The following is a 19,140-nucleotide window of genomic DNA, read 5'->3' as shown; positions in this document are numbered from 1 at the left end:
TATGTCCACTGTGCTCACTCCGTCCCCCGCGCCGGCTCCGGCCCGGGAGAAGCGCGGGCGCGCCAAGGACCCGTCGTCGGCGCGCTGGGGCACCTACGCGGTGCTGTTCGCGATCATCGTGTTCTCGATCTTCCCGCTGTACTGGTCGATCGTGGTCTCCTCGCGGGACCAGTCGGCGATCGGGCGCTACCCGCCGCCGCTGGTACCGGGTGGGAACCTGTGGGACAACCTGTCGGCCGCCTACGAGCAGGGCAACTTCGGGCTGGCGCTGACGAACTCGGTGATCGTGGCCGGCACCATCACCGCGGCGGTGGTGTTCACCTCCACGCTGGCCGGGTTCGCCTTCGCCAAGCTGACGTTCCGGGGGCGCAACGCGCTGTTCACCACCGTGGTGGCGACGATGCTGGTGCCGACCCAGCTGGCGATCATCCCGCTCTACATCATGGTGACCCAGTGGTTCGGCTGGGCCAACGACCTGCGCGGGGTCATCGTGCCGGCGCTGATGAGCGCGTTCGGCGTGTTCTTCATGCGCCAGTACCTGACCTCGGCGATGCCGACCGAACTGCTGGAGGCAGGACGGGTCGACGGCGCGTCGACGATGCGGATCTACTGGAGCGTGGTGCTGCCGGTGGCCCGTCCTGGCGCGGCGGTGCTCGGGCTGCTCACGTTCATCACCTACTGGAACGACCTGTTCTGGCCGCTGATCCTGCTCAACACGCAGAACCCGACGGTCCAGGTCGCGATCGCGAACACGAAGAGCGGCATCGAGGTGGACTACTCGCTGGTGCTCGCGGGCACGGTGATCGCCACCTTCCCGATGCTGATCGTGTTCCTGCTGCTCGGGCGGCAGATCATTGGAGGAATCATGCAAGGGGCGGTAAAAGGATGAGCGAGCGGCTGAAGTTCCCGGCGGACTTCCTGTGGGGCGCGGCGACCGCCGCCTACCAGATCGAGGGTTCGCCCACCGCGGACGGCCGCGGTCGGTCCATCTGGGACACCTTCGCGCACACGCCGGGCCGGGTGCGGGGCGGCGACACCGGCGACGTGGCGGCCGAGCACTACAAGGAGTTCCGCTCCGACGTCGCGCTGATGGCCGAGCTCGGGCTGCCGGCGTACCGGTTCTCGGTGTCCTGGCCGAGGGTGCAGCCGGGTGGGAGCGGTCCGGCGAACCAGGCCGGGCTGGACCACTACTCGCGCCTGGTGGACGAGCTGCTGGCGCACGGCATCACACCGGTGCTCACCCTGTACCACTGGGACCTGCCGCAGGAGCTGGAGGACGCCGGCGGCTGGGGGAACCGGGACACGGCCGCCCGGTTCGCCGAGTACGCCGGCCTGGTCGCGGCCAGGCTGGGTGACCGGGTGCCGATGTGGACCACGCTGAACGAGCCGTGGTGCGCGGCGTTCCTCGGCTACGCCTCCGGCGAGCACGCCCCCGGTCACACCGACCCGGCGCTGGCGCTGCGGGCGGCGCACCACCTGCTCCTGGCGCACGGCCAGGGCACCGCCGCGCTGCGGTCCGCGCTGCCGTCCTCGGCCGAGGTGTCGATCACGCTGAACCTGTGCGCGGTGATGCCCGGTGCCACCTCCCCGGAGGCCACCGACGCGGTACGCCGGATCGACGGGCTCGGCAACCGGCTGTTCCTGGACCCGCTGTTCCGCGGCCAGTACCCGGTCGACGTGCGGCGCGACACGGCCCGGCTGACCGACTGGTCGTTCGTGCGCGACGGCGACCTGGACGTGATCTCCCAGCCGCTGGACATGCTGGGCATCAACTACTACTCCCCCACGCTGGTCGATGTCGGCGAGCCCCAGGCGGGGCCGTCGCCGTGGCCGGCGTGCGAGGACGTGCGGTTCGTGCACCAGCCGGGGCCGACCACCGCGATGGGCTGGGCGATCGACGCGAAGGGCCTGCGCGCGGTGGTGCACCGCGTGCACGAGGAGTACGCGCCGGTGCCGCTGATGATCACCGAGAACGGTGCCGCGTTCGACGACCAGCTCGCCGCGGACGGGGTGCGGGACGCCGAGCGGATCTCCTACCTGCGTGATCACCTGGCCGTGGTACACGAAGCGATCGAGTCCGGCGTCGACCTTCGTGGATACTTCGTGTGGTCGCTGCTGGACAATTTCGAGTGGGCGTACGGGTACTCGAAGCGGTTCGGCATCGTCCACGTGGACTACCCGACCCAGCGCCGGGTGTGGAAGGACAGCGCGTACTGGTACCGCGAGGTGATCACGACGAACGGCATCGATGTGCATGAGTGAGGTCACGACCGGGCGGCGGAAGCCGACCCTGGACACGGTCGCCGCGGAGGCGGGGGTCTCCCGCGCGACCGTGTCCAGGGTGATCAACGGCTCGCCCCGGGTCTCGCCGGAGGTGAAGGACGCGGTGGAGTCCGCGATCGGCCGCCTCGGCTACGTGCCCAACCGGGCAGCGCGCAGCCTCGCGATGCGCCGCACGGACTCGATCGCGCTGGTGATGCGCGAGCCGGACGCCACCGTGCTGGCCGACCCGTACCTGGGCAACATCATCATCGCCACCAGCCAGGCGCTGGTCGGCACCGGCGTGCAGCTGGTGCTGGTGAACGCACGGAACGACGCGGAACACTCGCGGCTGGCCGACTACGTCCGCAGCGGACACGTCGACGGCGTCCTGCTGGCCTCCATGCACGACGACGACCCGCTCCCCCGGCTGCTGCTCGACGCCGGCATCCCCACGGTGGTGGGCGGCCGCCCGCAGCGGCACATGCCCGGCCTGTCCTACGTCGACGTGGACAACGTCGGCGGCGCCCAACTGGCCGCCGAGCACCTGCTGGCGCGTGGCAGGCGCCGGATCGCGACCATCGCCGGCCCGCAGGACATGACCGCGGGCGCGGACCGCCTCACCGGCTACCAGCGCGCGGTGGCCGCCGCCGGCCGCAAGGCCGACCGGGTGGCCCACGGCGACTTCACCCGCGAGTCCGGCGAACAGGCGATGGCGACGCTGCTGTCCCGCCACCCCGACCTGGACGGCGTGTTCGTCGCCAACGACCTGATGGCCATGGGCGCGCTCCGCGCCCTGCGCGCCGCCGGCCGCGCGGTCCCGGCGGACGTCGCCGTGGTCGGCTACGACGACATCGAGATGGCCCGGCACACCGAGCCCCCACTGACCACCATCCACCAGCCCGTCATCGACCAGGCCCGCACGATGACCGAGCTCCTGCTCACCCAGATCGGCGGCGACCCGGTCGGTGAACCGGTGGTGCTGCCCACCGAACTGGTGGAACGAGGCTCGGCCTAGCCCGGCCCCGCCGCGCCGGGGTGGTAGCGTCCTTTTGCTGGTCAGCGTGCTGACCGGTGACGCGAACAGTTCGCGGTCCATCCGGGGCCGCGGCAGGTGGTAGCGAAGTCCGGTGCGAACCCGGCGCTGTCCCGCAACTGTGGAGGCCCCGCGCGAAGCGGCGCCCGAGCCAGGTCGCCTACCACTCCCCGCGTCGACGCCAACCGCCCCGGTGCAGGGATGCGGCGTCCGCCACCGCTGTGGACGCGCCGTGCCTCGCCGGCCGACACCCTAGGTGGTCCGATGTCCTTACCCCTCCGCAGGCGCGCGCGACGCCTGGCGGCCATCACCCTCGCCGGCACGCTGGTGCTCGCCGGCTGCGGCGCCGAACGTGCCGAGGAGAACCCGCGAGCGAGCGGAAACCAGGAGGCGCAAGCGTTTCCGGTGACGCTCACGCCCGCCGAGGGCGAGCCGGTCACGCTCGACGCCCGGCCGGAGCGGATCGTGTCGCTGTCGGCGAGCAACACCGAGACGCTGTTCGCGGTCGGCGCCGGCGAGCAGGTGGTGGCCGTCGACGAGCAGTCGGACTTCCCGGCCGACGCGCCGCGCACCGACCTGTCCGGGCTGACCCCGAACGTCGAGGCGATCGCCGGGTACGACCCCGACCTGGTGGTCCTGTCCGACGACGTCGACGACGTCGCGGCCGCGCTCACCCGGCTCGACCACCCGGTGCTGATCGTGCCGGCCGCGCGGACCATCGACGACGTCTACGCCGGCATGGAGCTGCTCGGCAAGGCCACCGGGCACGCGGACGAGGCCGCCGACCTCGCCGACCGGATGCGCACCGACCTGGACAAGGTCGTCGCGGACGCGCCGAAGCCGAGCGAGCCGCTGACCTACTACCACGAGCTCGACACCACCTACTACAGCGCGACGTCGAAGACGTTCATCGGGCAGGTGTACGGCCTGTTCGGGCTGGAGAACATCGCCGACCCGGCGGACAAGGACGCCGGCGGCTACCCGCAGCTGTCCGTGGAGCACATCCTCGCCGCCGACCCGGACCTGATCTTCCTGGCCGACGTGGAGTGCTGCGGCCAGAGCGCCGAGACCGTCGCCGCCCGCCCCGGGTGGAGCGCGTTGTCGGCGGTCAAGAACGGCAACGTGGTCGAACTGGACGACGACCTGGCCTCCCGCTGGGGGCCGCGCGTGGTCGACCTGGCCCGGTCGGTCGCCGACGCCGTCGCGAAGGCCGGCCAGGGCGGCTGATGCTCAAGCAGCGTCCCCGTGTCCGCCCGACCAGGCTCGCCCCCGGCGTCCTGGTCGCGGCGGTGCTCGGGCTCGTCCTGGTGGTGTCCGTGTCCACCCTGCTCGGCGCGGCGAACCTGGGCGCCGGGCGGGTCCTGCGGGAGGTCTGGGCGCAGGTCACCGGCGGGGTGTCCCCGCTGTCGGCGTCCGAGGCGGCGATCGTGTGGGAGGTGCGGCTGCCCCGGGTCGTGCTGGCCGGGCTGGTCGGCGGGGCGCTGGCCATGGCCGGCGCGGCGTTCCAGGGGGTGTTCCGCAACCCGCTGGCCGACCCGTTCCTGCTCGGCGCGGCCGCCGGCGCCGGGATGGCGGCGACGATCGTGGTGGTCGCGGCGCCGTCGGTGACCGGCTGGGTCATCGGTCCGCTGCCGCTCGCCGCGTTCGCCGGGGCGGTCGGCGGGGTGACGCTGACCTGGCTGCTCGGCCGGTCGGCCGGCGGCGGCACGGCGGTGCTGCTGCTGGCCGGGGTCGCGGTGGCGTCGTTCCTGACCGCGATCCAGACGTTCGTGCAACAGCTGAACACCGACACGATCAAGCAGGTCTACAGCTGGATGCTGGGCGGGCTGAACACCGCCGGGTGGCGCGAGGTGCTCATCACCGTGCCCTACATCGGGCTCGCCGCGGTCGTGCTGTGCCTGTGCGGGCGGCTGCTGGACGTACTGGCGGTCGGCGACGACGAGGCGGCGTCGCTCGGCATCAACCCCGGCCGGGTGCGGATCGCGGTGCTGCTCGCGGCGTCGCTGGCGACGGCCGCTGCGGTCGCGGTGAGCGGGCTGATCGGGTTCGTCGGCATCGTGGTGCCGCACGTGGTGCGGCTGCTCGCCGGGGCGAGCTACCGGGTGATCGTGCCGCTGTCGCTGGTCGGCGGGGCGATGTTCCTGATCGTGGCCGACCACGTCGCGCGGACCGCGTTCGCGCCGGCCGAGCTGCCGATCGGGGTGATCACGGCGTTCACCGGGGCGCCGTTCTTCCTGCTCGTCCTGCGGATGAACCGAGGCCAGCTGCGGTGAGGCACCTGCTGTCAACGTCCACGACCGTCACCTCAGGGGAACGTGACGCAACCCGGCCACAAGTACGTGCCCAAGCCGGACCCTCCCTTCTCAACGCGACCAACAGGGAAAAATCCGGGGAGGCGGAACAGTGACCGCGTTGGCGTTGCGCTCGGTGTCGGCGCGGTACGGGACGCGCGTGGTGGCGTCGTCGGTGTCGCTGGACGTGCCGGCCGGCGCGTGGGTGGCGGTGATCGGGCCGAACGGGGCCGGCAAGTCGTCGCTGCTGAAGTCGATCGTCGGGGTGGTGGCGCACGACGGCGAGATCCTGCTGGACGGGGCGCCGGTGTCCGGGCTGTCGGCGCGGGAGCGGGCGCGGGCCGTCGCGTACGCGCCGCAGACCCCGGAGCTGCCGGAGCGGCTGACGGTGACCGACTACGTGCTGCTTGGCCGGACCCCGCACCTGGCCCCGTTGGCCAGGGAGCGGCGCTCGGACCTGGCGGTGGTGGAGCAGGTGCTCGACCGGCTCGACCTGTCCGGGCTGGCCGGCCGCGCGCTGCGGACGCTGTCCGGCGGGGAGCGGCAGCGCGCGGTGCTGGCGCGGGTGCTGGCGCAGCAGGCGGGGCTGTTGCTGCTGGACGAGCCGACGACCGGCCTGGACATCGGGCACGCGCAGGCGCTGCTCGATCTGGTCGACCGGCTGCGCGCGGAGGAGGGCGCGACGGTGGTGAGCACCCTGCACGACCTGACGCTGTCGGCGCAGTACGCGGACCGGCTGGTGCTGATGGACGGTGGCCGGGTGGTCGCCACCGGGACCCCGGCCGAGGTGCTGACCCGCGAGACCGTGCGCCGGCACTACGCGGCGAACGTCGAGATCCTCAGCACCGGCGACGGGAACGTCGTGGTGACCCCGACGCGCGGGTAGGGCTCACTCCTTGCCGGACGGCGTCGACTCCTTGGCCGGCTCGTCGGTTCCGGGCTCGGCGTCCTTCTCCGCGTCCTTGTCCTTGTCCGTGTGGGCGTCCTCGGCGTCCTCGGCGTCCTTGTCGGCATCGGCGGCATCGGCGGCGTCCTTGTCGGCGACGGCGGCGTCGTCGTCCCTGGACGTGTCGTCGGTGGGCGGTTCGGTGCCCTGGATGGCGGCCAGGTCCTCCCTCGGACCCCGCTTCTTCGCCAGCACCAGGTAGACGACCGCGCCGAGGAACACCAGGACCGACACCCACACGTTGACCCGCACCCCGAACACCATCGTGGCGGGGTCGGTGCGCATCAGCTCGATCCAGGTGCGGCCGAGGGTGTAGCCGGCGACGTAGATGGCGAACGCGCGCCCGTGGCCGAGCCGGAACCGGCGGTCCGCCCACACCACGAGCCCGGCCACCGCGAGGTTCCACAGCAGCTCGTAGAGGAACGTCGGGTGCACCACCTCGATCGGGATGTGGTTGACCGCCACCCCGTTGAGGTTGTCCGCGTCGCCGAGCTCGTTCACGCGCTGGTAGATCTCCAGGCCCCACGGCAGGTCCGTCGGCCCGCCGTACAGCTCCTGGTTGAAGTAGTTGCCCACTCGCCCGATCGCCTGGGCGACGACCACGCCCGGCGCGATCGCGTCGGCGAACACCGGCAGCGGCACCTTCTTGGACCGGCAGCCGAACCACGCGCCGACCGCCCCGAACGCGATCGCACCCCAGATACCGAGGCCGCCGTCCCAGATCCGCAGCGCGTCCAGCGGGTTCTTGCCCTCGCCGAAGTACCGGTGCCAGTCCGTCGCCACGTGGTAGAGGCGCCCGCCGACCAGGCCGAACGGCACCGCCCAGACCGCGATGTCGGTGACCGTGCCGGCCCGGCCGCCGCGCGCGACCCACCGCCGCTCGCCCCACCAGATCGCCACCACGATGCCGGCGATGATGCACAGCGCGTAGGCCCGCAGCGGGATCGGACCGAGCTCCCACACGCCACGATCGGGGCTCGGGATGTTCGCCAGGAAGACACTGGACGCCACGTTCACGCGCGTCACCGTAACGGTCGGCGGCGACGCCGGACACACCAGGGCGGCCTACCGGCGCCGCACCTACGTCTGGGCGGCCGGCACGACCGGCCGGCGGACCCCGTCCGCGAGTTCCTCGGCCAGCTCCCGCACCCCGGCGACCTCGTCGGCCTTCGACACGAACGCGGAGCCGACGACCACGCCGTCGGCGAAACCGGCCACCTCGGCCGCCTGGTCGCCCGACCGCACGCCGAGACCCACGGCGATCGGCAGGTCGGTGTGCTCCCTGGCCCGCGCGACCAGGCCCGCGGCCGCGCTGCCGACCCGCTCCCGCGCGCCGGTCACGCCCATCACCGCCGTCGCGTACAGGAAGCCCGAGGTCGCGGCGGTCGTCGAGGTCAGCCGTTCCGCCGACGAGGACGGCGCGACCAGGAAGATCCGGTCCAGGTCGTGGGCGGCCGACGCGGCCAGCCAGTCCTCCGCCTCGTCCGGGATCAGGTCCGGGGTGATCATGCCGAGCCCACCGGCGGCGGCCAGGTCACGGGCGAAGCGGTCGACGCCGTAGCGGTGCACCGGGTTCCAGTAGGTCATCACGACCGCGTGCCCGCCCGCCGACGCCACGTGCTCCACCACCCGGAACAGGTCACGCAGCCGGAACCCGCCCTTGAGCGCGACGTCGGCCGCTGCCTGGATGGTCGGGCCGTCGATCACCGGATCGGAGTACGGCACGCCGATCTCGACGACGTCGCAGCCGGAGTCGATCATCGCGGCGAGCCGCTCGGCCGAGCCGTCGACGGTCGGGTAGCCGGCCGGCAGGTAGCCGACCAGGGCGGCGCGCCCCTCGGCGCGGGCACGGGCGAACACCGGGTCGAGGCGTCCCATCAGCCCTCCGTGTAGCCGAAGTACGTGGCCGCGGTGTCCATGTCCTTGTCCCCGCGCCCGGACAGGCACACCACGATCAACCCGTCCGGCCCCAGCTCGCGGCCCAGCGTGAGCGTGCCGGCCAGCGCGTGCGACGACTCGATCGCCGGGATGATGCCCTCGGTCCTGGACAGCAGCTGGAAGGCGTCCATGGCCTCGGCGTCGGTGACCGAGCGGTACTCCGCGCGGCCGGTGTCCTTGAGCCAGGAGTGCTCCGGACCGACGCCCGGGTAGTCGAGGCCGGCGGAGATCGAGTACGCCTCGATGGTCTGCCCGTCCTCGTCCTGCAGCAGGTAGGACCGCGCGCCGTGCAGCATCCCGGGGCTGCCCTCGGACAGGGTGGCGCCGTGCTCGCCGGACTCGATGCCCTTGCCGGCCGGCTCGAGGCCGACCAGGCGCACCGACGGGTCGTCGATGAAGCCGTGGAAGATGCCGATGGCGTTGGAGCCGCCCCCGACGCAGGCGGTGACCGCGTCCGGCAGCCGGCCGGCCTGCTCGAGCACCTGCTCGCGGGCCTCCTGGCCGATGACCTTGTGGAAGTTGCGCACCATCATCGGGAACGGGTGCCCGCCGGCCGCCGTGCCGAGCAGGTAGTGGGTGTCCTCGACGTTGGTCACCCAGTCGCGCAGTGCCTCGTTGATGGCGTCCTTGAGGGTGCGCGAGCCGGTCTTCACCGGGATGACCTCGGCGCCGAGCAGCCGCATCCTGGCCACGTTCAGCGCCTGCCGCTGGGTGTCGACCTCGCCCATGTAGACGACGCACTCGAGGCCCATCAGCGCGCAGGCGGTGGCGGTGGCGACCCCGTGCTGGCCGGCGCCGGTCTCGGCGATGACCCGCTTCTTGCCCATCCGCTTGGTGAGCAACGCCTGGCCCAGCACGTTGTTGATCTTGTGCGAGCCGGTGTGGTTGAGGTCCTCGCGCTTGAGGAAGATCCGCGCGCCGCCGGCGTGCTCGGCGAACCGGGGCGCCTCGGTGAGCAGCGACGGACGGCCGGCGTACCCGCGCAGCAGGCGGTTCAGCTCGTCGACGAAGTCCGGGTCGAGCCTGGCCTTCTCGTAGACGGTGGCGAGCTCGTCCATGGCGCCGATCAGCGCCTCGGGGAGGAACCGGCCGCCGTACGGGCCGAAGTGTCCGCGCTCGTCCGGGTCGTGCCGGTCGGGCTCGTGCTCGTCCTTCTTGTCGGTCACCGGCTCGGCCTCGGGCAGGCGGGGTGCGAACCGGCGGTGACCAGCTGGACCAGCGCCGCCTTCGGGTCGGGGCTCGCGACCAGGCTCTCGCCGACCAGGACCGCGTCGGCACCAGCGCCGGCGTGGGTCATCAGGTCGCCGGGGCCGCGGACGCCGGACTCGGCGATCTTGAGCACCTCGAACGGCAGGCCGGGCGCGAGCCGGCCGAACACCTCCCGGTCGACCTCGAGGGTGTGCAGGTCGCGGGCGTTGATGCCGATGACCGACGCGCCCGCCTCCAGCGCGCGGTCGGCCTCCTCGGCGGTGTGCACCTCGACCAGCGCGGTCATGCCGAGCGACTCGACCCGGTCGAGCAGGGCGACCAGCGCGTTCTGCTCCAGGGCGGCCACGATCAGCAGCACCAGGTCGGCGCCGTGCATCCGGGCCTCGTGCACCTGGTACGGGCTGACCACGAAGTCCTTGCGCAGCAAGGGGACGTCCACCACGGCGCGCACCGCGTCGAAGTCGGCGAGCGAGCCGCCGAACCGCCGTTCCTCGGTGAGCACGCTGATCACCCGAGCACCGGCGTCGGCGTAGTCCCTGGCCAGCGACGCCGGGTCGGCGATCGACGCGAGGTCGCCCTTGGACGGGCTACGCCGCTTCACCTCGGCGATCACGCCGATGCCGGAACCGCGCAGCGCGGCCACGGCGTCGCGTGGCGGCGCCGCCTTCGCCGCGCGCTCCTTCACGGTCTCGAACGGGAGCGCGGACTCACGCACCGCGAGGTCCGCCCGGACCCCTTCGATGATCGACTCGAGAACACTCACCGCACACGCTCGCCGGCGTCGTCCGGTAGCGGCGCGAACGCCACTTCCGATGTGTCGCAGGTGCTATCAGTCACCAGCATTGCCCCTTCCCGCCCAAGGAATGCTAACTCCGTCCCGCACGACGACTCGTTACCGGGTCCACGTTCACCGTTCATCCTCGACCTCGGCGGCGGTGGGATCACGGCCCTCGGACAGCCCGTCCCACAGGTCCTTGTCCGGGTCACCGTCCGGGTCGCCGGAAGCCCGGCGGGCGGCGGGCGACGCGTACCTCGCGCCCATCGTCGGCAGCCGCGTGGCGAGCCGGACCACCAGGACCCCGGCGACGACCAGCAGGACCGCGCCGAGCAGCGCCACCCACCTGCCGGCGCCCGCGCCGTCGGCGGCGAGTGCCCGCCAGCCCGCGAGCAGACCGGCGACCGCCACGAGCGCGCCGACGACCCGCCTGCCCCAGCCGCCGACGGCGATCGCGCCGCCCGCGCCGGCGAGCGCCACCAGGGCCAGCCCGGTGCCCGACCCCGGGCCGCCGTCGAGCCTGGTCGAGCCCCACAGTGCCGCCGCCGCGCCGAGGAGCGGCAGCAGGACCATCCAGAGTGGACGGCGATCGGGCTGCTCAGCCATCGGCCGGTCGCATCGACTGGGCGGTGGCGATCGCGGCGAGCACGGCACGGGCCTTGTTCACGCACTCGGTGTCCTCGGCGACCGGGTCGGAGTCGGCCACGATCCCGGCGCCGGCCTGCACGTAGGCCACGCCGTCGCGCATCAGCGCGGTTCGGATGGCGATGGCGGTGTCGGCGTCGCCGGCGAAGTCCAGGTAGCCGACGACGCCGCCGTAGAGGCCGCGGCGGGTGGGTTCCAACTCCTCGATGAGCTCCATCGCGCGCGGCTTCGGCGCGCCGGAGAGCGTGCCGGCCGGGAAGCAGGCCTTGACCGCGTCGAACGCCGTGCGGTCGTCGTCGAGGACGCCGGTGACCGTGGACACGATGTGCATGACGTGGCTGTAGCGCTCGACCCGGAAGAAGTCGACGACCCGAACGGTGCCCGGCCGGCACACCCGGCCGAGGTCGTTGCGGCCCAGATCGACGAGCATGACGTGCTCCGCGCGCTCCTTCTCGTCGGCCAGCATGTCCTTCTCGAGGATCGCGTCCTCGTCCGGGTCGACGCCACGCCACCGGGTGCCGGCGATCGGGTGAGTCGTGGCCACTCCGTCGCGGACGGTGACCAGTGCCTCGGGGCTGGAGCCGACGACGTCGAACCCGTCGAGCCGCAGCAGGTACATGTACGGGCTGGGGTTGGTGGTCCGCAGCACCCGGTAGACGTCCAGCGGATCGGCCTCGGTCTCGAGCTCGAACCGCTGGGAGAGCACCACCTGGAACGCCTCACCGGCGTGGATCGCCTCCTTGGCGGTCCGCACGGCGGCGGTGTAGTCGGCGCGGTCGCGGCGGCGCAGGTACTCGGGCGTGGGGTGGTCGAACACGGCGACCGTCGGCGGCGCGGACTGCTGCAGCCGCTCGGTCATCTCGGTGAGCCGCGCGACGGCGGCGTCGTAGGCGGCGTCCACCCGCTCCGGGCTGTCGTCCCAGTTCACCGCGTTGGAGATGAGGGTGATGGTGCCCTCGTGGTGGTCCAGCGCGGCGAGGTCGGTGGCCAGCAGCATCGCCAGCTCGGGCAGCCGCAGGTCGTCGTCGGTGCGGTCGGGGAGCCGTTCGAGCCGGCGCACGGCGTCGTAGCCGAGGTAGCCGACCATGCCGCCGGTCAGCGGCGGGAGGCCGGGCAGTCGCTCGGTGTGCAGAATCGCCATGGTCTCCCGCAGGGCCGCCAGCGGGTCCCCGGACTCCGGCAGCCCGACCGGCGGGGTACCCGTCCAGTGCGCCTTGCCATCACGCTCGGTGAGTACGGCGGCACTGTGCACGCCGACGAACGACCAGCGCGACCAGGAGCGCCCGTTCTCGGCGGACTCGAGGAGGTAGGTGTTGGGCCTGCCCTGGGCGAGCTTGCGGTAGACCCCGACGGGGGTCTCGGCGTCCGCGAGCAGGCGCCGCACGACCGGGATGACCCGGTGGTCGGCCGCCAGCCGGTGGAACTCCGCACGGGTGGGACTGACCACCCCGAGCCCGCGCCGGACGGCCTCGGGCTCCATCACGCTGACCATGCCGGCCATTGTCCCGCCAGCTCGGCCGCGGGCGTCCTCAGGGCCGGGTCGGGCATGATGAGCCGGTGCGACACCAGGATGTTCCTCGGCGCCGGGGGCGGCGGCCCGGAGGCACGGACACGCGCGCGGCCCTGCTCGACGCGGCACGGGCGGTGTTCAGCGAGCAGGGCTACGACGGCGCCACCGTGCGCGCGATCGCCGCGCGGGCGGAGGTCGACGCGGCCATGGTGAACCACTGGTTCGGCAGCAAGGAGGGCCTGTTCGCGGAGGCGGTGCTCAAGCTGCCGTTCAACCCGGCGGACGTGGTCGAGCGGCTGCTCGACGGTGACGTCGACGGGCTCGGCGAGCGGATCGTGCGCACGTTCATCGGCATCTGGGACACCACCGGCGGTGGCGTGTTCACCGCGCTGGTGCGGAGCATCACCAGCCACGAGCTGGCCGTGCACGCGCTGCGGGACTTCCTCGTCAGGAACGTGGTGGGGAAGGTCCTGGCGCCGGTCGCGCCGGACGACGCGGAGTTCCGCGCGACGCTGGTCGCCTCGCAGCTGGTCGGCATGGGCCTGGTGCGCTACGTCGCCCGGTTCGAGCCGCTGGCCTCGGCGGACGTCGACACGATGGTCGCCGCGGTCGCGCCCACCCTGCAGCGCTACATCACCGACACGATCAGGTGAGCAGGACGTCCTCGTCGAAGCAGGTGGCCGCACCGGTGTGACAGGCCGCACCCTCCTGGTCGACGACGAGCAGCACGGTGTCGCCGTCACAGTCGAGGCGCACCTCGTGCACGTACTGCGTGTGACCGGAGGTCTCCCCCTTCACCCACAGGCGTCCCCGGCTGCGGGAGAAGTACGTCGCGCGCCGGGTGGTGAGCGTGCGGTGCAGCGCCTCGTCGTCCATCCAGGCGACCATCAGCACCTCGCCGGTGCCGCGCCGCTGCGCCACCGCGCACACCAGCCCGTCCGCGTTGCGCTTGAGCCGCCCCGCGATCCCGGGGTCCAACGCGGTCACCGGACCACCGCTCCGTGCGCTCGTAGGGAGTCCTTGACCTCGCCGATCCGCAGCTGTCCGAAGTGGAAGACGCTGGCGGCGAGCACCGCGTCGGCGCCGGCGTCCACCGCGGGCGGGAAGTGGTCGACGGCGCCCGCGCCGCCGCTGGCGATCAGCGGCACGTCGACCACGGCGCGCACCAGCTTGATCAGCTCCAGGTCGAAGCCCGCCCTGGTGCCGTCGGCGTCCATCGAGTTCAGCAGGATCTCCCCCACGCCGAGCTCCTGGCCCCGCGCCGCCCACTCGACCGCGTCGATGCCGGTGCCGGTGCGCCCGCCGTGCGTGGTGACCTCGAACCCGGACGGGGTCGCGGCGCGCCGCGCGTCCACCGACAGCACGACGCACTGCGCGCCGAACCGCTCCGAGCACTCGCGCAGCAGTTCGGGCCGGGCGATCGCGGCGGTGTTGACCGAGACCTTGTCCGCGCCCGCCCGCAGCAGCCTGTCCACATCGGACACCGCGCGCACGCCGCCGCCGACGGTCAGCGGGATGAACACCTGCTCTGCGGTGCGGCGCACCACGTCGAACGTGGTCTCCCGGTCCGAAGAGGACGCCGTGACGTCGAGGAAGGTCAGCTCGTCGGCGCCCTCGGCGTCGTAGGCGGCGGCCAACTCGACCGGATCGCCCGCGTCGACCAGGTTGGTGAAGTTGACCCCCTTGACGACGCGCCCGGCGTCGACGTCCAGGCACGGGATCACGCGCACGGCGACCGACATGCCGTCGAGGATACTGGCAGCGGACGGAAGGAGCCGAGGTGGCGCGTACCGGTAGGCGGCCGGGCCCGACCCAGACCAGGGAGGCGATCCTCGCCGCGGCGCGGAGCCAGTTCGCCGAGCGGGGCTACGGCGGGGCGACGATCCGCGGCATCGCGGCGGAGGCGGGCGTCAACGCGGCGCTGGTGCACCACTTCTTCGGCTCCAAGGACAAGGTGTTCGTGGCCGCGATGAACCTCCCGTTCGACCCGGCGGTGCTGGTGGAGACCGTGGTGGACGGTCCGAGGTCCGGGATCGGCGAGCGGATCCTGCGGCTGTTCCTGAGCCTGTGGCGGGAGCCGGACACCCGGGCGCCGTTCTTCGCCCTGGTGCGCTCGGTGTCGAGCAGCCCGGAAGTGGCCGCCCAGCTGCGCGGGTTCATGGAGTCGGCGGTGCTGGCGCGGGTGGCCGCCGCGCTGGGCGTGCCTCGACTGCGGGTGCTCGGCGCCGCGTCCCAGATGGTCGGCGTGGTGATGATGCGCCACGTCATCGGCGCCGAGCCGATGGCCTCGGCCGACGAGGACGAGATGGTGGCGCTGGTGGCGCCGGTGATCCAGCACTACTTCGACGTCTGAGCCCTCCCGTCGACTTGACGCGGGTCCGTCAGGCGCGCAGAATTAAACGCATGGATAATTACGCCGTCGTGGCCGAGGGCCTGCGCGTCCGGCGCGGCTCTCGCGAGGTGTTGCACGACGTGGGTTTCGCCGTACCGCGCGGATCGATCACCGGGCTGCTCGGTCCGTCGGGCTGCGGCAAGACGACCCTGCTGCGCTGTGTGGTCGGCGTGCAGGTGGTGGCCGCCGGCCGGGTCACCGTGCTCGGCGAGCCGGCCGGCAGCCGGGGGCTGCGGAACCGGATCGGCTACGCGACGCAGAACCCGGCGGTGTACGCGGATCTCACGGTTCGCGAGAGCCTCCGTTACTTCGCCGCGATCCTGCGCGCCCCCAAGGGCGACGTCGACCGGGTGATCGAGGAGGTCGGGCTCGGCAGCCACACCGACCACGTCATCGGCGAGCTGTCCGGCGGCCAGCTGAGCCGCGCGAGCCTCGCCGTGGCCCTGCTCGGGCGTCCCGAGCTGCTGGTCCTCGACGAACCGACGGTCGGCCTCGACCCGGTGCTGCGCGAGGAGCTGTGGGACCTGTTCAACCGGCTCGCCGGCCGGGGCGTCACGCTGATCGTCTCCAGCCACGTGATGGACGAGGCCGCCCGCTGCCAACGCCTCCTGCTGATGCGCGACGGCGACATCCTGGCCGACGACACGCCGGACGCGCTGCGCGCCAGGACCGACACCGCCGACCTGGAACAGGCGTTCCTCCGCCTGGTCCGGGAACAGGGAGCCGTCGCATGAGCACGATGACGTTCGCCGGCGCGACCGCGGGCCGGATCCTGACCCAGCTGCGGCACGACCACCGGACGGTGGCGCTGATGGTGCTGCTCCCGTCGCTGCTGCTGGTCCTGCTGCGCTACGTGTTCAACGACGAGCGGGCGTTCAGCGCCGCGGCGCCGGCGCTGCTGGCGGTGTTCCCGTTCGCGATCATGTTCATCGTCACCTCGATCACCACGCTGCGCGAGCGGACGACGGCGACGCTGGAACGCCTGATGACGCTGCCGATCGGCAAGTTCGATCTGCTGCTCGGGTACGCGCTGGCGTTCGGCCTGGTCGCGGTGGTGCAGGTGCTGGTGGCGGCGGCGATCTCGCTGACCTGGCTGGGGCTGGAGATCAGCGGATCGGTCTGGCTGCTGCTGCTCATCGCCGTGCTCGACGCGCTGCTCGGCACGGCACTGGGCCTGCTGGCGAGCGCGTTCGCCAGGACCGAATTCCAGGCCGTCCAGTTCATGCCCGCGGTGGTGATGCCGCAGGTGCTGCTGTGCGGCCTGTTCGCCCCCCGCGAGGCGATGACCCCGGTACTGGAGTGGCTGTCCGCGGTGATGCCGTTGTCCTACGCGGTCGACGCCCTCACCACCGTCACCCGAACGGCTGAAGTCGACGGGACGCTGCTCAGGAACCTCGCCATCGTCGCCGGTTGCGTGGTCCTGGCCCTGGTCCTCGGCGCCGCGACGCTCCGCCGCCGCACCCCCTGACCAGGTATGTTGCGCTCGTGATCACGCTCGAGGACTGGGTGAACCACTGGGTGGCCCACTTTCCCGACGGCTTGTCCGCAGGGGACTACGACGCACTGCCGGAGGAGCGTCGCCGGCGGATCGAGGTCGTCGACGGAGGCGTCGTCACCAGGCTCGATCCTCCTCGCTTCCACCAGCGGGCAACTCGCCGTCTCGCGAACCACCTCGACGGCGCACGGTACGCCGTCGACACGGATGTCGAGCTACGCCTGCGCGACGTCCCACTGCTGAGCCGGCGACCGGACATCGCCGTGTACGAGGCGGCGCTGCCCGTCGACTCGGTGCTTCGGCCGGAACACTGCCTGCTGGTCGTGGAAGTCATGTCGCCACAGTCGATCTCCATGGACCAAATCGCCAAACCCGCCGAGTACGCGGCGGCCGGTATCGAGCACTTCTGGCGGCTCGAACTACTGGACTCCTCGCCGGTCCTGTACCGGTACCGGCTCGGTCCGGGCGACCGCGCGTACGTCCTGGTGGGCAAGGACACCGGTCTCGTCACCGTGACCGATCCGCTGTCGCTGAGGATCGACCTGGACGACCTGTACTGAGAGCGGTCACAGCGAACGGTCGGTAGCGTCGTCGACATGACGTCCGATGTAGAGCGCCTGGGTAGGGCCAGCTACCTGCTGGTCACCACGTTCCGGCGGGACGGCACGCCGGTGCCGACGCCGGTCTGGGTGGGCCGGGACGGCGACGAGCTGATCATCTGGACCCAGACCACCGCCGGCAAGGTCAAGCGGGTCCGCCGGAACCCCGAGGTCGAGCTCGCCGAGTGCGACTTCCGCGGCCGGCCCCGCGGCACGTCCGTGCGCGGCACCGCCCGGATCCTCGACGCGGACGGCACCGAGCACGGCCGGCGCCTGCTCAAGAAGAAGTACGGTCTCACCGGCCGGGTCGTGATCGGCTCCAGCACCCGGTTCCGTGGCCGGGACGGCACGTTGTGCCTGGCGATCAGCGTGAACTGACCCGCGCCAGCGCCTCCGGCAGCGTGAACGCCCTGGTGTACAAGGCCTTTCCGATGATCGTGCCCTCCACGCCGTCGTCCGCGAGACCCGCCAGCGCGGTGAGGTCGTCCAAACTGGACACGCCGCCGGACGCGACCACCGGCGCCTTCGTCCTGGCGCAGACGTCCCGCAGCAGCCCCAGGTTGGGCCCGTTCAGGGTGCCGTCCTTGGACACGTCGGTCACCACGTAGCGCGCGCAGCCGTCCCGCTCCAGCCGGTCGAGCACGTCCCACAGGAGACCGCCGTCCTGGGTCCAGCCGCGCGCGGCCAGCCGGTGCTCCCCCGCGTCGTCGATCCGCACGTCGAGCCCGACGGCCACCCGGTCGCCGAACTCGCCGATGACCCGGGAGCACCACTCGGGGTGCTCCAGCGCCGCGGTGCCGAGGTTGACCCGGGCGCACCCGGTGGCCAGTGCGGCGGCGAGCGAGTCGTCGTCACGGATGCCGCCGGACAGCTCGACCTCGACGTCCAGCCGCCCCACGATGTCGGCGAGGCGGGCCCGGTTGTCCCCGGTGCCGAAGGCGGCGTCGAGGTCGACCAGGTGGATCCACTCGGCCCCGTCCCGCTGCCAGGCGAGGGCGGCGTCCCACGGGTCGCCGTAGCCGGTCTCGGTGCCCGACCGGCCCTGAAGCAGCCGGACGGCCTTGCCGTCGCGAACGTCGACGGCTGGCAGAAGCGTGAAGGTCACCGTGGCAGGGTATCGGCCGCGCCGTAGAGCCTGGTCGCCAGCGTGGCGATCAGCTCCCGCGACCGCACGTCGTCGAGCGCGACGCGGGCCAGGGCGTCCAGCACGCGCTGGTAGGCGAGCACCTCGGCGGAGGTCTCGAGGAAGTCGGAGGCCGTCTCGCCCTCGAGGTGGACGACGCGCTTGAAGTCGAGCACGTCGAGCAGGGTGAACGTCCCGGCCATCCCGGGGTGCGCGCCGGCCGTCCGGGGCACGACGCGCACCGTGAGGTTGGGCCGCACCGAGCGCCGGAGCAGCACGTGCAGCTGCTCCGACATCACCGAGGACCCGCCGACCGGCGTGTGTAGCACGAACTCGTGCAGGTAGAAGACGCACCGCGGCGGGTCGTCCCGGTCGAGCACCCGCTGCCGTTCCGCGACCGCCTCGACGCGCGCGCCGGCGTCCCACTCCGGCACGTTCGCCCCGCCGGCGAGCACCGCGGCGGCGTAGGCGTCGGTCTGCAGGAGTTCGGGCACGACGGCACCCGAGTACCCGCCGATGGCACTCGCGCGCTCCTCGTGCTCGAGCGTCGTCCGCGAGCGCCGGGGCAGGCCGGGGTGGTGGCGCACCCGCCACCCCGGCCCGTGGTCGAAGCTGAGTCCCATCAGCCGTTCGCGCTCGTCACCGCGCACCCCGCAGACGGCGATGAAGGCCGCCACGTCGTGGCTGGACCCGCCCCGCTTCCCGGACAGGATGCGCGACACGCGGCTGGGACTCCAGCCCAGCTCGCGCGCGACGCCGCTGGCGTGGTAGCCGCCGCCCTCCATGGCCCGTCGGAGCCCGTCCCCGAGCTCCCGGCTCCGCACCGTTGGTTCCCGATCATGCATGACGCGAACGCTATTCTTTGCCCATTGGACAAAGCACACGAAATCCACCATCGTGCGATTTCCGCAATGCCCCCCGG

At 72.5% G+C, this 19,140-nt stretch carries 22 protein-coding genes; 12 read left to right on the top strand and 10 right to left on the bottom strand.

The annotated features are described in order from the left end of the window. The first annotated feature begins 1 nt into the window (after nucleotide 1). From JT362_RS19690 to JT362_RS19665, 6 genes are all read left to right on the top strand, one after another. Nucleotides 2-889: a carbohydrate ABC transporter permease gene (locus JT362_RS19690; RefSeq protein ID WP_260192854.1), complete on the top strand. Its 888-nt coding sequence runs from the start codon at nucleotides 2-4 to the stop codon at nucleotides 887-889. Next, a complete protein-coding gene (locus JT362_RS19685) occupies nucleotides 886-2,262 on the top strand; it encodes a GH1 family beta-glucosidase (RefSeq protein ID WP_260192852.1) in 1,377 nt (458 codons plus the stop codon). Before JT362_RS19690 ends, JT362_RS19685 begins: the two co-directional genes overlap by 4 nt. Then, nucleotides 2,255-3,277, top strand: a complete 1,023-nt coding sequence (locus JT362_RS19680) for a LacI family DNA-binding transcriptional regulator (protein WP_260192851.1) — start codon at nucleotides 2,255-2,257, stop codon at nucleotides 3,275-3,277. The genes JT362_RS19685 and JT362_RS19680 overlap by 8 nt, the downstream gene beginning before the upstream one ends. A 282-nt stretch (nucleotides 3,278-3,559) precedes the next feature. Beyond that, nucleotides 3,560-4,522 carry an ABC transporter substrate-binding protein gene (locus JT362_RS19675; protein ID WP_260192849.1) on the top strand — a complete coding sequence of 321 codons (963 nt, stop codon included), beginning with the start codon at nucleotides 3,560-3,562 and terminating at the stop codon, nucleotides 4,520-4,522. Further along, a complete protein-coding gene (locus JT362_RS19670; protein ID WP_260192848.1) occupies nucleotides 4,522-5,568 on the top strand; it encodes a FecCD family ABC transporter permease in 1,047 nt (348 codons plus the stop codon). Before JT362_RS19675 ends, JT362_RS19670 begins: the two co-directional genes overlap by 1 nt. Before the next feature lie 130 nt (nucleotides 5,569-5,698). Further along, nucleotides 5,699-6,472, top strand: coding sequence for an ABC transporter ATP-binding protein (locus JT362_RS19665; RefSeq protein ID WP_260192846.1), 774 nt, complete (start codon nucleotides 5,699-5,701; stop codon nucleotides 6,470-6,472). 3 nt (nucleotides 6,473-6,475) lie between these two features. Here JT362_RS19665 and lgt read toward each other — a convergent pair whose 3' ends face one another. The 6 genes from lgt to JT362_RS19635 form a co-directional block, all read right to left on the bottom strand. Continuing rightward, nucleotides 6,476-7,549: a prolipoprotein diacylglyceryl transferase gene (gene lgt, locus JT362_RS19660; RefSeq protein ID WP_260192845.1), complete on the bottom strand. Its 1,074-nt coding sequence runs from the start codon at nucleotides 7,547-7,549 to the stop codon at nucleotides 6,476-6,478. Nucleotides 7,550-7,612: 63 nt separating this feature from the next. Next, complete coding sequence (gene trpA / locus JT362_RS19655) at nucleotides 7,613-8,410, bottom strand: tryptophan synthase subunit alpha (protein ID WP_260192842.1); 798 nt, start codon at nucleotides 8,408-8,410, stop codon at nucleotides 7,613-7,615. Then, nucleotides 8,410-9,654 carry a tryptophan synthase subunit beta gene (gene trpB / locus JT362_RS19650; protein WP_260193231.1) on the bottom strand — a complete coding sequence of 415 codons (1,245 nt, stop codon included), beginning with the start codon at nucleotides 9,652-9,654 and terminating at the stop codon, nucleotides 8,410-8,412. Before trpB ends, trpA begins: the two co-directional genes overlap by 1 nt. Beyond that, a complete protein-coding gene (trpC, locus tag JT362_RS19645; protein ID WP_260192841.1) occupies nucleotides 9,633-10,442 on the bottom strand; it encodes an indole-3-glycerol phosphate synthase TrpC in 810 nt (269 codons plus the stop codon). Before trpC ends, trpB begins: the two co-directional genes overlap by 22 nt. Before the next feature lie 144 nt (nucleotides 10,443-10,586). Further along, on the bottom strand, nucleotides 10,587-11,060 hold the full coding sequence (locus JT362_RS19640) for a Trp biosynthesis-associated membrane protein (RefSeq protein WP_260192839.1): 474 nt from the start codon (nucleotides 11,058-11,060) through the stop codon (nucleotides 10,587-10,589). After that, on the bottom strand, nucleotides 11,053-12,591 hold the full coding sequence (locus JT362_RS19635; protein WP_260192838.1) for an anthranilate synthase component I: 1,539 nt from the start codon (nucleotides 12,589-12,591) through the stop codon (nucleotides 11,053-11,055). Before JT362_RS19635 ends, JT362_RS19640 begins: the two co-directional genes overlap by 8 nt. Before the next feature lie 65 nt (nucleotides 12,592-12,656). Here JT362_RS19635 and JT362_RS19630 point away from each other — a divergent pair, with 65 nt between their 5' ends. Then, a complete protein-coding gene (locus JT362_RS19630; RefSeq protein WP_260192837.1) occupies nucleotides 12,657-13,262 on the top strand; it encodes a TetR/AcrR family transcriptional regulator in 606 nt (201 codons plus the stop codon). On the opposite strand, the gene hisI is transcribed toward JT362_RS19630, so the two are convergent. Both hisI and hisF read right to left on the bottom strand, forming a co-directional pair. Further along, nucleotides 13,255-13,596, bottom strand: a complete 342-nt coding sequence (gene hisI, locus JT362_RS19625) for a phosphoribosyl-AMP cyclohydrolase (protein WP_260192835.1) — start codon at nucleotides 13,594-13,596, stop codon at nucleotides 13,255-13,257. The two genes, JT362_RS19630 and hisI, sit on opposite strands and share 8 nt — an antisense overlap. Beyond that, nucleotides 13,593-14,351: an imidazole glycerol phosphate synthase subunit HisF gene (gene hisF, locus JT362_RS19620; RefSeq protein WP_260192833.1), complete on the bottom strand. Its 759-nt coding sequence runs from the start codon at nucleotides 14,349-14,351 to the stop codon at nucleotides 13,593-13,595. The genes hisI and hisF overlap by 4 nt, the downstream gene beginning before the upstream one ends. A 38-nt stretch (nucleotides 14,352-14,389) precedes the next feature. Between hisF and JT362_RS19615 the strand changes: the two genes are divergently transcribed. Genes JT362_RS19615 through JT362_RS19595 form a run of 5 tightly spaced genes read left to right on the top strand, consistent with a single transcriptional unit; the run spans nucleotide 14,390 to nucleotide 17,473 of the window. After that, nucleotides 14,390-14,962 carry a TetR/AcrR family transcriptional regulator gene (locus JT362_RS19615; RefSeq protein ID WP_260192831.1) on the top strand — a complete coding sequence of 191 codons (573 nt, stop codon included), beginning with the start codon at nucleotides 14,390-14,392 and terminating at the stop codon, nucleotides 14,960-14,962. Between the two features lie 50 nt (nucleotides 14,963-15,012). Next, nucleotides 15,013-15,735 (top strand): ABC transporter ATP-binding protein, encoded by a 723-nt coding sequence (locus tag JT362_RS19610; protein WP_260192830.1) that lies wholly within the window; start codon nucleotides 15,013-15,015, stop codon nucleotides 15,733-15,735. Further along, on the top strand, nucleotides 15,732-16,469 hold the full coding sequence (locus JT362_RS19605; RefSeq protein WP_375546532.1) for an ABC transporter permease: 738 nt from the start codon (nucleotides 15,732-15,734) through the stop codon (nucleotides 16,467-16,469). The genes JT362_RS19610 and JT362_RS19605 overlap by 4 nt, the downstream gene beginning before the upstream one ends. Nucleotides 16,470-16,486: 17 nt before the next feature. Further along, nucleotides 16,487-17,056, top strand: a complete 570-nt coding sequence (locus JT362_RS19600) for a Uma2 family endonuclease (protein ID WP_260192829.1) — start codon at nucleotides 16,487-16,489, stop codon at nucleotides 17,054-17,056. 36 nt (nucleotides 17,057-17,092) lie between these two features. Further along, nucleotides 17,093-17,473: a PPOX class F420-dependent oxidoreductase gene (locus tag JT362_RS19595; protein ID WP_260192828.1), complete on the top strand. Its 381-nt coding sequence runs from the start codon at nucleotides 17,093-17,095 to the stop codon at nucleotides 17,471-17,473. On the opposite strand, the gene priA is transcribed toward JT362_RS19595, so the two are convergent. After that, on the bottom strand, nucleotides 17,460-18,200 hold the full coding sequence (gene priA, locus JT362_RS19590) for a bifunctional 1-(5-phosphoribosyl)-5-((5-phosphoribosylamino)methylideneamino)imidazole-4-carboxamide isomerase/phosphoribosylanthranilate isomerase PriA (RefSeq protein WP_260192827.1): 741 nt from the start codon (nucleotides 18,198-18,200) through the stop codon (nucleotides 17,460-17,462). The two genes, JT362_RS19595 and priA, sit on opposite strands and share 14 nt — an antisense overlap. Then, on the bottom strand, nucleotides 18,197-19,063 hold the full coding sequence (locus JT362_RS19585) for a helix-turn-helix domain-containing protein (protein WP_260192826.1): 867 nt from the start codon (nucleotides 19,061-19,063) through the stop codon (nucleotides 18,197-18,199). Before JT362_RS19585 ends, priA begins: the two co-directional genes overlap by 4 nt. Nucleotides 19,064-19,140 lie beyond the last annotated feature (77 nt).

The sequence above is a fragment of the Actinophytocola gossypii genome, from assembly GCF_025165815.1.
Lineage (GTDB): Bacteria > Actinomycetota > Actinomycetes > Mycobacteriales > Pseudonocardiaceae > Actinophytocola > Actinophytocola gossypii.
The sequence above is the reverse complement of the archived record's forward strand: the minus strand, read 5'-3'. Positions and strand labels throughout refer to the sequence as shown.

Coding starts and splice junctions, on each gene's coding strand:
- JT362_RS19690 (WP_260192854.1), top strand. CDS start 2: ATGTCCACTGTGCTCACTCCGTCCCCCGCGCCGGCTCCGGCCCGGGAG.
- JT362_RS19685 (WP_260192852.1), top strand. CDS start 886: ATGAGCGAGCGGCTGAAGTTCCCGGCGGACTTCCTGTGGGGCGCGGCG.
- JT362_RS19680 (WP_260192851.1), top strand. CDS start 2,255: ATGAGTGAGGTCACGACCGGGCGGCGGAAGCCGACCCTGGACACGGTC.
- JT362_RS19675 (WP_260192849.1), top strand. CDS start 3,560: ATGTCCTTACCCCTCCGCAGGCGCGCGCGACGCCTGGCGGCCATCACC.
- JT362_RS19670 (WP_260192848.1), top strand. CDS start 4,522: ATGCTCAAGCAGCGTCCCCGTGTCCGCCCGACCAGGCTCGCCCCCGGC.
- trpA (WP_260192842.1), bottom strand. CDS start 8,410: ATGGGACGCCTCGACCCGGTGTTCGCCCGTGCCCGCGCCGAGGGGCGC.
- JT362_RS19640 (WP_260192839.1), bottom strand. CDS start 11,060: ATGGCTGAGCAGCCCGATCGCCGTCCACTCTGGATGGTCCTGCTGCCG.
- JT362_RS19635 (WP_260192838.1), bottom strand. CDS start 12,591: ATGGTCAGCGTGATGGAGCCCGAGGCCGTCCGGCGCGGGCTCGGGGTG.
- hisF (WP_260192833.1), bottom strand. CDS start 14,351: ATGTCGGTCGCCGTGCGCGTGATCCCGTGCCTGGACGTCGACGCCGGG.
- JT362_RS19610 (WP_260192830.1), top strand. CDS start 15,013: ATGGATAATTACGCCGTCGTGGCCGAGGGCCTGCGCGTCCGGCGCGGC.
- JT362_RS19605 (WP_375546532.1), top strand. CDS start 15,732: ATGAGCACGATGACGTTCGCCGGCGCGACCGCGGGCCGGATCCTGACC.
- JT362_RS19595 (WP_260192828.1), top strand. CDS start 17,093: ATGACGTCCGATGTAGAGCGCCTGGGTAGGGCCAGCTACCTGCTGGTC.
- JT362_RS19585 (WP_260192826.1), bottom strand. CDS start 19,063: ATGCATGATCGGGAACCAACGGTGCGGAGCCGGGAGCTCGGGGACGGG.